Origin of the sequence: Bradyrhizobium sp. Ai1a-2 (assembly GCF_000426245.1) — a bacterium.
Taxonomy (GTDB): domain Bacteria; phylum Pseudomonadota; class Alphaproteobacteria; order Rhizobiales; family Xanthobacteraceae; genus Bradyrhizobium.
The window spans coordinates 87,588-101,103 of record NZ_AUEZ01000004.1; the positions used below are offsets into that span (position 1 = coordinate 87,588).

11 protein-coding genes are annotated in these 13,516 nt (G+C 61.0%); all 11 read left to right on the plus strand.

Annotated features, from left to right (window positions below):
- Window positions 1-36: 36 nt before the first annotated feature.
- The 11 genes from K288_RS0104540 (at window position 37) to K288_RS54615 (ending at window position 13,510) form a co-directional block, all read left to right on the plus strand.
- A complete protein-coding gene (locus K288_RS0104540) occupies window positions 37-243 on the plus strand; it encodes a hypothetical protein (protein WP_027578486.1) in 207 nt (68 codons plus the stop codon).
- Between the two features lies 1 nt (window position 244).
- A complete protein-coding gene (locus K288_RS0104545; RefSeq protein ID WP_027578487.1) occupies window positions 245-4,597 on the plus strand; it encodes a phage tail length tape measure family protein in 4,353 nt (1,450 codons plus the stop codon).
- Window positions 4,598-4,600: 3 nt separating this feature from the next.
- Entirely contained in the window at window positions 4,601-4,972 is a 372-nt protein-coding gene (locus K288_RS0104550) for a hypothetical protein (protein ID WP_027578488.1), read from the plus strand.
- Window positions 4,972-5,499 carry a DUF1833 family protein gene (locus K288_RS0104555; protein ID WP_027578489.1) on the plus strand — a complete coding sequence of 176 codons (528 nt, stop codon included), beginning with the start codon at window positions 4,972-4,974 and terminating at the stop codon, window positions 5,497-5,499. The genes K288_RS0104550 and K288_RS0104555 overlap by 1 nt, the downstream gene beginning before the upstream one ends.
- On the plus strand, window positions 5,496-5,909 hold the full coding sequence (locus tag K288_RS0104560; RefSeq protein WP_027578490.1) for a hypothetical protein: 414 nt from the start codon (window positions 5,496-5,498) through the stop codon (window positions 5,907-5,909). Before K288_RS0104555 ends, K288_RS0104560 begins: the two co-directional genes overlap by 4 nt.
- Window positions 5,909-9,403: a host specificity factor TipJ family phage tail protein gene (locus K288_RS0104565; RefSeq protein WP_027578491.1), complete on the plus strand. Its 3,495-nt coding sequence runs from the start codon at window positions 5,909-5,911 to the stop codon at window positions 9,401-9,403. The genes K288_RS0104560 and K288_RS0104565 overlap by 1 nt, the downstream gene beginning before the upstream one ends.
- Window positions 9,403-9,846 (plus strand): hypothetical protein, encoded by a 444-nt coding sequence (locus tag K288_RS0104570; RefSeq protein ID WP_027578492.1) that lies wholly within the window; start codon window positions 9,403-9,405, stop codon window positions 9,844-9,846. The genes K288_RS0104565 and K288_RS0104570 overlap by 1 nt, the downstream gene beginning before the upstream one ends.
- Window positions 9,847-10,229: 383 nt before the next feature.
- Window positions 10,230-10,715: a hypothetical protein gene (locus K288_RS0104575; protein ID WP_027578493.1), complete on the plus strand. Its 486-nt coding sequence runs from the start codon at window positions 10,230-10,232 to the stop codon at window positions 10,713-10,715.
- Between the two features lie 13 nt (window positions 10,716-10,728).
- Complete coding sequence (locus tag K288_RS0104580) at window positions 10,729-11,190, plus strand: hypothetical protein (protein ID WP_027578494.1); 462 nt, start codon at window positions 10,729-10,731, stop codon at window positions 11,188-11,190.
- The gene (locus tag K288_RS0104585; RefSeq protein WP_027578495.1) at window positions 11,190-11,513 is read left to right on the plus strand and encodes a hypothetical protein; all 324 of its coding nucleotides are present in this window, start codon (window positions 11,190-11,192) and stop codon (window positions 11,511-11,513) included. Before K288_RS0104580 ends, K288_RS0104585 begins: the two co-directional genes overlap by 1 nt.
- 92 nt (window positions 11,514-11,605) lie before the next feature.
- Complete coding sequence (locus K288_RS54615; RefSeq protein WP_027578496.1) at window positions 11,606-13,510, plus strand: hypothetical protein; 1,905 nt, start codon at window positions 11,606-11,608, stop codon at window positions 13,508-13,510.
- Window positions 13,511-13,516 lie beyond the last annotated feature (6 nt).

Consider the following 13,516-nt stretch of genomic DNA (forward strand, 5'->3'; position numbering starts at 1 on the left):
TGGCACACGCTTCAGTTCGATCGACAGTACGGCGCCATGGGCGGCGAGTCGCCCATCACCTTCCTTTCCCTTGATGCGTACGCGCGACGCTACGGCATCGCCGGCGTCGAGTTCGAGCACTTCCTCGCCTTGGTTGGTGCCATGGACGAGGAATACCTCGAGCACATCGCGCGCATCATGAAGGCGGAGAAGGAGAGGGCGGCCGAAGAAGCCCGCATGAAGACAAGGGAGGCTGCACCCTAAAATGGCCGGTGTTGCTCTTTCATCGCTGCGCGTTACGTCGGATTTCGACGCTTCCGCCTACGCCCGCGGTGCCCAACAAAAGATCGACGCCGACAATCGGATGATCGCCAGCGACCGCGCGCGCAACGCGGCGCTAAAACAAGCCGATGCAGCTCTGGCAAAGGCGATTCCTGGTGTCGGCGGGCTCAGCAAGAGCTTGCTCGAGGGATACAGTGCCGGCGCTCAGTTCGAGGCCATGATCCGGCGCATCAACAATGCCATGGACAGGGGTCTTGGCCTCGACCGTGCAAACCTGTTGCTCGACGCCGCGTATCGAAAATTCGGTCTGTTCGCCGATGCGCAGCAGATAGCCGAGCGCGGCTCTCTCGAGCTGGCAAATGCGGTCAATCAACTCAACAACGCATACTCGGTTCAAGCCGAGGTTGCCGCGCGCGCCGCTGCTGCTGCGGAACAAGCCGGCGCCGCTCAGCAGGCTCAAGCGCGGTATACAGGCCAGTTCGGTATCTCCGGCGCGGCGAGCGTTCCGAGTGCCACGGCAAATCAGGTTGCGGCCCGGGTAGACGCCGAGCAGCGGCTCAGCGCGGTCATGGCGCGCCGTGTTGATCTCGAGGACCAACTGAAGACGGCGCAATCTGCCACGGCCAGCACTGTTTCGGATCTCGAGGCGAAGATCCGAAGCGCTGCCGTCACGACCGATGCCGCAAACAAGGTCGTCCTCGTCAATATTCAGAAGGTCAACGAGCTCTGGCAGAAGGAGCGCGACTTCTTCATCGAGCCGGGCAATCAGGGGAAACTGCCAGGCGCGCTCGACTTCATCAAGAATTTCTCGGGAGGCCAGTTCAGCGCCTCTACGCTCGGCGTTCTCGGGGGCGGACAGGTCGGGTTTGACGATGGGCGCAATCGCTTTGCGGCGATGCGCGATCTGGGGTTCTCGGCCGCGCCGGTCGCGATGGACCAAGAATCCATCGAAAATGCAAAGCGCCTTGGGCTGATCGTTGTTCAAACGGAGCAGGACGTCGCGACCAAGGTCGCCGCTATTCAGCAAAGCATCCTCGAGAACGATCGGCGGGTTGCGCAGGAGCGCATCAACGTCGCTTCGGCGACCCAGGCGAGGATCGACGATTCCCTTCGTGAGGCCCCACAGTCGTCGGAATTCTTCGGTTCGGCGAGAGCGTCTGCTGATGCCTTTATGGCGCAGTTCGGCGGGCTCGAGGGGATCGCCAAGGCAAGAGCGTCGGAAGCGGCAGCAGCGTTCGCGGACGAACTCGATCGCCGGATGATCGCCGGCGCGGCCAAATCCGCGCGGGACTCGGCGAGCGTTTTCGAAGCTGAACTTCGACAGGTCGAGGAGGTCGCCCGTCTGCGCGCACAGCAGGCCGGATCCGAGTTCCAGCGGAGCTTCAATGCTTCCTTGGGCATTGGCGGTCCGTCGGCGACTTCCCAAGGAGCGACCTATTCGGCGCTGGCCGCGCAGATTGAGCGCCTCGACCAGATCGAGCAGGCGAGGGCGGCCCACAACGCTCAGCAGTTCCAGGCCAACATCAACCTGGCCAGCGGGATTGATCGGCAGGCGAAGTCGGCGCGGGACTCCGCGGCCATATTCCTTCAGGCCGCGCAGGCCGAGGAGGCGGCGGCGAAATCGGCCGCCGATCTCCGCGCGCAGATCGATCCGATGGGTACGGAATTCGCGCGGCTCGGCGCCCAGATGGCGGATTACCGCAAGCTGCTCAATGACGGCGTGATCTCCGCAAACGAATACGAGCAGGCCCAAGTCCTCCTCGCGAAGCGGCTCACGGACGTCCAGCAGCAATTGAACACGACCTCGCGCATCGGTCGCGTGACGTCGGGTGAGATGGCGAATCTAGGATATCAGATCAACGACGTCGTCACTGGTCTCGCGCTTGGCCAGTCGCCGTTCATGATTCTCGCCCAGCAGGGTGGTCAGTTTTTCCAGATCTTCCAGGCCTCGAAGGCGAGCCTATCGGAATTCGTCACGGCGGCCAGCAGCGGCTTCATGAGCATCCTGAGCGTCGGCAGGGTGGCGTGGGGTGGTGTTGCCGCGGCAACCGGCATCGCTCTCCTGGCGCTCAACTCCTACCTGACGGCCCAGGAAAAGGTCACCATGGGCCTGCTCGGTGCCGGCCGCGCCGCCGGTACGAACAACGCCGGAATCACTGCCATCGCCGAGGCAGGATCTTCGCCGACCGGACTGTCGGTCAGCGAAGCTAGGGAATTGGCCACCGCGCTGGCATCGACGGGTAAGGTCGCAAACGACAACCTTCTACCAATCGTCCAGACGGGCAAGGACATCTCGCGCATCTTCGGCGTCGATGCGACGGAGGCGGCCAAGATGCTGGCGGACGCCTTCGCGGATCCCATCAGGGGCGCGGATCAGTTGAACCAGCGCCTCGGTTTCATGGACGCGGCGTCGAGGCGCAACATCCAGAATCTTGTCGATCAAAATAACCTCTATGGCGCCCAACGAGCACTGCTTAGCGGCGTGCAGCAGGGCCTTCAGGGTGTCTCTGATGCGACGTCGCTCACGAGCAAGGGCTGGACGGCACTCGGCAACGCGATTTCGAACGGTTGGGACGCTCTCGGCAAGTTCATAACCAAGTCCCTCGGGCTCGACAGTGGCCTCGAAGAGCAATTGGCGAAAGCCAAGGCACAGCTTGATGAGTTGAAGAAGTCGGGCGGCTATCTCTTTGCCTACGGCATGGAGATGCCGATCAAACTCGACAATTCGGCTGTCCAAGCCCAGCAGGAGCGCGTCGATCAGCTCACGGCGGCGATAGAGCGGAACAAAAATGCAGCCTCTGCTGCTGCGGCCGCGCAGCGCTCGTTCTTGGTCGAGTCGACGGCGCGATCGCTAGAGCCCGAGATCGCTGACCGGGAAAAGCTGACCAACGATCTCGTGGTGCTGAAGTCCGCTCTGGACAGCATCGCGCAGGATGAAGCCGCCGGGGCACGACTTCAGCAACTCGAGCTCTCAATGGAGCAGTTGGCGAAGTCTGTCCAGATCGCTAGCGACAGGGCAAAGGCATTCAAGACCGAATTCGAGACCTCGGTTTCGTCGATGAATACGGCGAACCAGGCCATCACGGCGTTCTCGCCATCGCAGAAGGGAGCGGTCGCCTACCAGCAGCAGATGGACTCGACGCTTCGGTCGAACCTGACGCTGACCGAGCGCCAAACCCTTGCTGATCTGGCGGCCGCCAATGCCGTCAAGCAAGCCACGACGGCGCTTTCCGAGCAGGCGCGCGCGCGGGCGCTGACCGCCAATCAGAGCGTCCAGAGCGAGCAGATCGAGATCGACTTGCTCGGAAAGACTATCGGCCAGCAAGCCGAGATCCGCGCCAACCTGCAAGCCCGGCAGCAATTGGAGCAGGAAGCCAGCCAGAACAGGACGGCATTCGACGAGGCGCAGTATCAACGGCTCCAGAAGATCAACGCCGAGCTCGGTCGACGCACGCAACTCGCTGCGGTGGCCGCCGTCAATGACAACGTTCAGTTTGGCGCCAGGACTTCGCTGTTGTCGCCCGATGACGTTCAAATCGCGCAGCAACTGCGCGGGATCTACCCGGACGTCACGCAGGCGCTCAGCAGCGTCGAGGCCGCCGGCCTGCGCGCCAATGCCGCGCTGAGCCAGGTCTCATCGTCGGTATCGAACAACCTCACCACTGGCTTCGCCGATGCAGTCGACGGCACCAAGACGTTCGGGCAGGCGGTGTCGGATACCAGCAAGCTGGTGATCCGGGCAATCGAGGAGATGATCATCAAGATCACGATCGTCGGCCCGCTGCTCCGGGCGCTCCAGACGTCGATCGGCGGGCCGCTCGGAGGTCTCCTCGGTGGTGGTGACCTCGGTTCGTCACTTGGCTCCGCCGGCATCACCTATGGCACGCCCGGGGCAGCCGGCAGCAACCTCTTCGGTCCCCTGGCGCCGAGCGCGCGCGGCAACATCTTCGGCGGCGGCAACATCATCCCGTTCCGGCTCGGCGGCGTCGTGACGCGACCGACGCTGTTCCCGATGGCGAACGGCGGCACCGGACTGATGGGCGAAGCCGGCGAGGAAGCCGTGATGCCGCTGCGGCGCGGTCGTGACGGCCGCCTCGGCGTCTCGGCAACAGGTGGCGCGGCCGCGAATGACAACGTCGGCGCCGGTGTCGTGGTGAACATCTTCAACGCACCGTCGGGATCGACGGCCGAGTCCAGGGTGTCTCAGGGACCTGGCGGAACGACCGTCGACGTCTTCCTCAAGAACGCGGTCACCGGCGTGCTTCTGGATGATGCCGCCAGGAACGGTCCGATCTCGCAGGCGATCGCCGTCCGCCAGCGCGGATATGGAGTGTAACGGATGGCTCTTCCGTCATGGCCGGCCGTTAACTATCGCCCGCAGCGGGACGGCTTCCAACCCATCAAGCGGTTTCTGGATCCGCTTGCAACCGACATGGAGGGCGGCAACACCAGGCAGCGCCCGCGGCCCGGGGACAACGTCGGCACGATCACCCAAACGATCAATCTCACAATAGCCGAGCACAATATCTTCGTGCCGTGGGTGAAAACCACGTTGAACAACGGTACGGCGAGATTCACGGCCAATGTGTGGCTTGGATCTTCCTATGCCTCCAAGACCTGCCAGTTCACGAAGGATGGGAAGCCAACCTATTCGCCGATCTCATCGAGCCACGTCGCGGTGACGATGACTCTTCGGGTTTACGATCTCTGATGCCGACCCATAGCGAAGCGTTGCTCGAGGCCTATGCGTCGTGTCGACCGAGCTCGCGCATCTTCTACACGCTGGAGATCTGGCAGGCATCGTTCGCAGAGCCTGCGCGAGTCGTCACGAACGTCGGAGACGATATGACCTTCGGCATCGAGGCCGGCGCGCCGCGCAACGGCGGCGAGATGGTGACGTTCATCGCCTGCCCGTTCCAAGCGAGTTATCCGGAGCAGCGGGAAGGGCAACCGCCGCAAACCAATATCAAGATCGACAATGTCAATCGCGAGTTGGTGCCCAAGGTCCGCGCTGCGATGTCGGTCCGGCAGTACATCCAGGTGCTGTATCGCGAGTACCTCAACAACGATCTGACGGAGCCCGCCTATGGGCCGGTCGAGTTCGAATTACGCAACGTGAAAATTGTCGGCGTCTCGATGACCGGGACCGTGATGGTGAAAAACCTGCAGAACAAGCGGTTTCCGCGGCTCACCAAGAACTACGACTACGTTCAGTTTCCCAGCTTGCTGCCGACGTGACCCGTTCCGAATTCCTCTCGCCGCTGATCGGCGAGCCGTGGGCTTGGCAATCCCGCAATTGCTGGGACTTCGCCTGCCATGTGCAGCGCGAACTGTTCGCACGCGCGCTTCCGGCGATCGCGGTGCCGGCCGATTTCTCCAGGCGCTGGGTGCTGGACGAGTTCGCGGCTCATCCGGAGCGCGCGCTATGGCGCGAGGTTGCCGAGGGGCCGGGCGGCCTGGTGACGGCCGCCGACGGCGCGTTGGTGCTGATGGCGCACCTGCGCTTTCCCGCGCATATCGGCGTCTGGTTGAGGCCAGAGGCGCGGATCATCCATTGCGACGGCAAGACTGGCGTCGCCTGTGAGACCCCGCTGGCGCTGCGCCAGATGGGCTGGAAGAAGCTGACGTTCTTCGAACCGAGATCCTGATGCACCGAACAGCAAAGAAATTCTCGGCGCTCCCGACGCCGCAACGTTCCCGCGCGCGCCGTGAGCGCCGCAGCGATGCCGCGCGGCAGCCGGTGCTGCATGTCGTCACGCCGGGCCTCGAGGTCGCCCGGGAGACGCCGCGAAAGGGCGAAACGGTGACGGCCTTCCTGCGCCGCTCCGGCTGGGCCACGCATGACCGCAAGTATGGATGGGAATTTCGCAAGGGACTGCCGACCATCCTTGAGATCAACGGCGAGGCGGTGCTGCGCAAGGATTGGCGGCGCCGGCGGATCTCCGCCAACGACAATGTACGGTTCGTTTCGCACCCGCTCGGCGGTGGTGGCAGCGGCGATACGGCCAAGCAGGTGGTTGGCCTGGTCGCGCTCATCGCGGTGTCGGCGTTCGCGCTCTGGGCCGGACCGGCATTGTTCGGCGCCGGCACATTCGGTGCCTATGCAACAACGGCAGGTTTGGGCATCGCCGGCGCGCTTGCGATCAATGCGCTCACGGCGCCCAAGCCGGGTGCCACCAACGCCCCGGATGCGACGCAGGATCAGATCTATTCGGCCTCCGCGCAGGGTAACGTCGCCAAACTCGGCCAGCCGCTGCCGGTCTGGTATGGGCGCCTCAAGCGCTATCCTGATCTCGCCGCGACGCCCTGGAGCGAGTTCGTCGGCAACGATCAATATCTGAACATCTTGCTGTCTGTGACGATGGGGAGCCTCGAATACGAGAGGCTATTCATCGACGACACCGTGCTTTGGGATTTTGTGACCGGGATTTCGGCGTCCTATCCCGGCGCGCAGGTCGCGTTCTATGAGCCGGGCCAGCAGGTCACGCTTTTCCCGACCAACGTCGCGGCGTCGGACGAAGTGACCGGCCAGCAGTTGCCTGATGGTAGCGGAACGACCGGTGGTTTCTTCGTCCCGGCGACTGGGACATCGCCGGGTGCGTGGATCGGGCCGTTCGCGGCCAATCCACCGGGCACGCAGGCGCAATCGCTCGCGGTCGACTTCGTCATGCCGGCCGGCTGCGCCACTTTCAACCAGACCAACAATGGTGGCCGCGTCGGTTATGGCACGGTGCCGCTCACGGCGGAATACTGCCAGATCGACGACGCCGGCACGCAGATCAGTTCGTTCGTGCCGCTGTTCTCCGCCATCCTCAGCTATGGCTCGACCAGCCCGATCCGAGACAGCCGCAAGGTGGATGTCGCGCCGGGTCGCTACGCCGTCCGTTTCCGCCGCAACGATGCGGCGTTCGATTCCTCGCTTGGCTCGAACCAGGTAGTCTGGGCCGGCCTGCGCGCCTTCCTGAAGGGCGACAACTCGTTCCCCGACGTCTCGACGGTCGCGATCCGCCTGCTTGCTTCACAGTCGACGCAGGGATCTTTCAAATTCGGCGTGCTCGGCACCCGCAAACTGCCGGTCTGGAACGGCTCGAGCTTCGTCACCCAGGCGACGCGCAATCCAGGCTGGGTGTTTTTGGACGCCGTCACTAACGCGCAATATGGATCCGGCCTGCCGATCTCGAAGGTCGATTTCAACGCGGTAGTCGCCTTCGCTGCTGGCTGCACCAGCCGCAGCGATACCTTCAATTATTGCTTCACTACTGCCGTCGCGGTGCCGGAGGCCTTCGACAAGGCTCTGACGGTGGCGCGGTCGCGGCATTTCTGGCTCGGTGACACGGTCTCAGTGGTGCGCGATGAGTGGCGCGACGTACCGACCATGTTGCTGACGGATCGCGAGATCGTCCGCGACTCGACGCAGGTCACCATCACCCAGCTTGGGGAGGATGATCCTGACGCCGTCATCGTCGAATATATCGACGAGAATACCTGGCTGGCTGCACAGGTGCAGTATCCGCCGAATTCACCAACCTTCACTGCCCAGAACGCCGAGACGAAAAGAATCGACGGCGGCACCGACCGGAACCAGATGTTTCGAGAATGTGCGTTCTGGTACCTACAATCGATCTATCGCCGCGAGGCGGTGCAGATCGGGACGGAATACGAGGGTAGGGCGATCACCTTCGGTTCGGTGCTCCGGGTACAGTCCGAATTGCCAGAGGCTTACGGCTACGGCGGCGCCGTGGTCGCGGTCGATAGCAACGAACTGACGCTGTCGCCGGCGCCGGTGTGGGATAGCGGACCGTTCTATATCCGGCTGCGGCGGCCGAACGGAAAGTTCTTCGGGCCTGTGCTGGCGGGGCCTGGCTCGAGCGCGGCAATAGCCGTTCTGGACGCAGCCAGCCTTGCCGCTGCCGAGAGCTCACAGAGCACTACGCTCGCGGCTGTGCTGGCGCGCGAGGATGGTGGCGAGGATCCCAGCTTCGAGCTCGGTACCGGCGTCTCTTCCTCGAAGCTCTGCATGGTGCTCAGTGGCCAGCCGAATGGCGAACTCTGCACCCTGAGTCTGGTGGTCGACGACCAGCGCGTGCACGCGACCGATCTCGGTACTCCGCCGGTGCTGCCTGTTGGGCAATTCCCGGCCAACGATAAGGTGCCGCTGATCGTCGGGCTGAACGCGATGTTCAGCCAGGGCATCGCCGAGCCGGTGCTCGCGGCGAGCTGGTTTCCATCCGCCGGCGCGATCTATTACATCGCCGACGTCAGCTATGACAGCGGCAACTCCTGGATCCAGGTCTACGAGGGCGCCGACAACAAGTTCGACAACAAGGTGGTGACGCCGGCCGCGCTGCGGCTGCGCGTGCAGGCCGTCACCAGCCTGCTGCGCGGGCCGTATGCGACGGTAGACCTCTCGGCTCCGACGGTCGAAATTGCCAGCGGCGCGGTTGCGCTGAAGTCGCTGATCGACGGCATCAAATATCAGATCACGACGCTGATGAACGAAATCAATGACAAGATTGTCGATATCAATCAGCGCATCGCCGCAATCGCCGACAAGGACGCTAGCGATTGGATCGACAGGGAGGAGATACGGAGCCAACTGGCCGCTCGGGGTAATGCTGCCTCAGCGGAGATCAACGAGGTACGCCTAGTCGCGGTCGGTACCGCGGATGCATTGGCATCGTTTTCGCAAGAAGTGACAGCGACGTTCGGCCCGGCGTTTTCCTCCGTCAAGACGGTTTCGCAGGCTGTGGCGACACTGGATGGATACGCCGCGGCGTCGTGGTCTATCATGCTCAACGTCAACGGGGCCTGGTCCGGAATCCAGTTGGTCGATGGCAGCGATAGCGAAAGCGTCATCAACCTTCTGGCATCCAACGTCAAGATATCGCTACCTGGCTTCAATGGCGACGATCCTTACGACCTCTTCGCTACGGGCTTGGTCGGCGGCGTGCCATCGGTTGGCATCAACGGCAATCTGATCCTCAACGGCACGATCACGGCAGTCATGATGAACGTGGGGACGCTGAGCGCAATCAGCGTCAACGCCGGTGACATCCGAGCCGGCACGCTTGCCGATCCGACTGCATCCCGCATGTTCATTGATTTGAACAACGCGCGCATAACGGTATCGGATAACACCTGATGGCCCGACGTTTGGTCATCGGTCAGCAAGCGGACGGCAGTTTCGGTATTCGCTGCTCTGCGCCCGGTTTCGATGCGTTGTTCGCGGCGGACGATGGGCGCTCGATCACGTTTGATAGCCGTTGGGCAGACATCGCAAAGATACATGCCGTTGGCATCGTCCCCTGGTCCGCAGCGGCGTGGCAGCAAGTCGATAGCTTGGGAAACGTCCTCACTTTCCCTGGGTTTGCCGCTGTATGGCCTGCGCTTCCGTACAAGCCGTTTATCGAGGTGCGGGCGTTCACTGGCGGAAACGTCGTCCGCGATGATTGGTGGTCGGCGGCGGCGCCGATGGGGAATCCCGCTGCAATTCTCACCAATGCTTTTCGTATGGGCGGGAATTCTAGTTACGCGGGATACAGCGCAATCTATGTCGTCTATCGAATTCCGGTGCCATCCGGATGAGTGATCGCGTTGTTATTGGTCAACGCGCAAATGGTGAATATGGCTTGTTCGTTTCACCGCCGGGCGTAAGCGCAATGTTTGCGCCCGATGACGCGCTGTTGCTAAGCGTTACGCAAAAGGTATCTCAGCTGATCCTAATGGGGCGGGTGAATTCCAATCAAACGATTGCCCTTGGACTAGGGCGTACACCGGTTGTGCTGATCACGAGTCAGTTCAATTGGAGTAGCGTCATTGGTCATTCGCTCGGGCCAGGGCCATTTCGACCATCGCCCGCGCCCGGGTCGGGACAATCTAACTGCATCATCAACGGTAACGGCGCATCGATGACGATACAATTGTCGCTACCAACGACATACCAAGTTTATAATTCGGCAATCACCTAAATGGCCCGACGCGTCATCATCGAAAGCAACGCTGCATCTCCGTTGTTGGTGTCTGTCCCGGGCGTCGACGCGGCGGGCGCGCAATTCAATCAGGTCATCTTCAACGGCAATCAACCGCCGCTCCGTTTGGTCGCAACCGGTGTTTCGCTGGTCCCTGGAATTTTCAATAGCGAATATGCTGGCGGAAAAAACATCAACGAGGGACCACCGACATTTATTTTCACACCGCCACCGGGCGTAACTCCCGTGTTCATCGTCGCGGTTCGCAACATCAACGAAACTAACCCGGTATTGCAAACACCATATTTCGGCATCGGAGCAAGTGGTGGCCCGGGGCAGGCAACCGGAGCAGGCGGCGGCATGGTTGCCGCAGGCTATTTCTGTCCTGCGAACTTCGATGCGGGCTTAATCGTACCACCGGGACAATCGGACGTCGCGGGTGATCCATATTACGTCAATCATTGCGTGTTCCGGAATGTGAACTAGGGGGACGATCAGAATGCTGTACGTCACGTATGATCGAGACGGATCAATCAATGGTCAACTCGGCATGATCACGCAAGCCAATAAGTTTTTCGGCAGTCCGCAGGAATTGGCCTCTTATGAGGAGGTTGCACGCGATCAACTGAAGCAACAGTTCATCAAAGAGAACTCTCCCGGTCTTGTACCACCGGAGTTTTGGTATGTACGCAACGACGCTTTGACAGAACGTCCGGTGTTAACGAGCATCGGCGTTACCAAAACGATAATAAAGCCGTCCAATGGTGACGATTATGCTCTGATCACAGGCATTCCAGCGGATTCGAAGTATAAGGTTTACGGCGCGAACGAATTGATTGCTTTCGGTGTGATGGACAGCACCGAAATGCAAGTCAGCATTCCAGTGCCGATGGTCTACGTGATCTACTTGGACAAGTGGCCCTATCAGACATTCAAACTCGAGATCAGGGCGCAACTCTGATGGTCGTGATCAACATTGACCCAATGCCCGCGATACGCGCCGCCAAGAAAGAAGCGGTGAATGCCAACTTCAATGCCGCGAATGCCTCTCACGTTGAGCAAGCGCACATGCAGAAGCGCCTCTGGGCGCAAGCGCAGGACCAGCGGCTGAAGCCGGAGGCGGACTTGCGCGGCATCACCGTGGCCGATCTCGCCGCTATCATTCTGGCGAAGCCAGACACCTTCGCCGAGCGTGAACTGCAACGCCAGAAGATCATGCTGCAGATTGAGGCGGCAACAACACCGGCCGAACTTGACGCTGTCAATGGTCGAACCGTGACCTGACCGGCTTAGGGCCGAGAACCTCAAGAATTAAATTCTGATTATCGAGGCGCCGAACCGCGCCGCGAACTTCTTTCTATTCAGAAAGGGGAACAATGGCTGCTTTCCCGAGCTACTCGACCGGTACGGTTTCCGTTGGGAACGGTGATCCCACGATCGTCGTCGCCGGTGCGATCTTGTCTGGCGGAAACGCGATGCCTGGTGATGACATCGTCATTCTCGGTCACACCGTGATCGTCCAAGATGTGATCGACATCGGGCAAATCGAAATCGATCCGTGGCCCTACGACGATGTGGCTCCTGGAACGCCATACAAGATCGTCCAGCGATCGCCGCAGCGTTACGGAAGCCAGGAGTTGGCGAATGTCAGGGCTCTGTTGAACGTTCTGCGCGTCAAGGGCCTGCTATGGTATCTGGACGTGGCTTGGGACGATCCGTCAGAAGCACAGCCGCCTCTTACGGCCGTTGACGGGCAAGGCATCCTGCAGATTGCAACAGGAAAACTCTGGGTCATGCAGGGTGGCGCGTGGACGTTTTCCGGCGTCTTCAGAGGGATTAGCCCCAAAGGAGCCTTTGACAACGGAACCGTTTACTCGGCCAATGACATGGTCTCGTCCGCTGGCTCGTCCTACGTCTGGATCAACGAGACGCCAGGATCCGGCCATGCCCCGCCGAACGCGACCTATTGGCAAGTTGTCGGCGAGAAGGGTGACAAGGGGGACAAGGGCGATACCGGCGCAAGTTACGCCGGCACGTCGACGACGTCGCTCGCGATCGGCCCGGGATCGAAGGCCTTCACGACGCAAGCCGGACTGGCGTATCTCGACGGCGCTCGTGTGCGCGCCAGTTCGGACGCGAACACCTCGAATTGGATGGAAGGTATCGCGACCTACAGCGGCACGATCCTGACGATCGCGGTGTCCAAGACCAACGGATCTGGCACATACGCCGACTGGAATTTCAATGTTGCCGGCGAGCCTGGCGCCGGCGACATGACGTCGTCGAATTATGCTTCTGAATACATCGGTCACGAAGCGCAGGTGCGCGCGAACATCGCGGCGCAGGCGCTGGGCGATTACGCCGGTATGAGCAACGGCACACTGGTGGCGTCGGCATCGGCCGGCGCTCTAACCGTCGCTGTCAAGACGTTTGCGGGGGCCGATCCGAGCGCCGCCGATCCGGTCTATTTCTATTTCCGCGACAGCACACTGACGTCTGGCGCCTTTACGCGTATCGCCGTTACATCTGCGCGGTCGGTAGTGATTGGCTCGACCAAGACGCTTGGCGCCGTGAATGGAACTGGCGTGCGAGTGTGGATCACCGCGCATAACAACGCCGGGACAGTGCAGCTTGGCGCGATCAATTGTTCGGACACGTCGGGGGTGTTTTGCCCGCAAGAGCACGTCAAATATACGACCGCAGTCCCCGGTAACGCTTCCAGAGCTTTCTACACGACATCCGCCATTGCCACCGCGGCGCCGATGCGTTTGCTGGGGTTCTGCGAATGGAATTCGCTGACGACAGCAGGAATGTGGGTTGCCCCTGAAATCGTGCAGTTGCTTGGCCCTGGTGTCTGCAGACCTGGCCAGGTCGTCCAAACAGCCTTCACCAAGATTTCAACAGTGACGACGATAACGACTAATACCCCGACGGGAACCGATTTGATTGCAGGTTTCAACCCCACAAGCACTGCAAACCTTGTACGCGGATCATTTACGGGAAGCGTTCAAAGCAATAATACAAATCATCGCGCATTCGTTGCTGTGTTTCGTAACGGAGCTGCGTTTCCAAACTTCCCGTTAAGCAGTGTCTTTGCGACTGGAAGTTTTGCTTCGGCCCCCTGCGCCGGTAGTTGGTTGGATAAGCCTAATTCAACATCTTTGCAAAATTACAGGGTATTCTTGAATAACGACGACAATGCTTCAACTGTTTCTTTCCCAGATAACGTTGGCACTGGTCAACAAGCCGCTTCGATGACCGTGGACGAGATTATGGGGTGACGACTA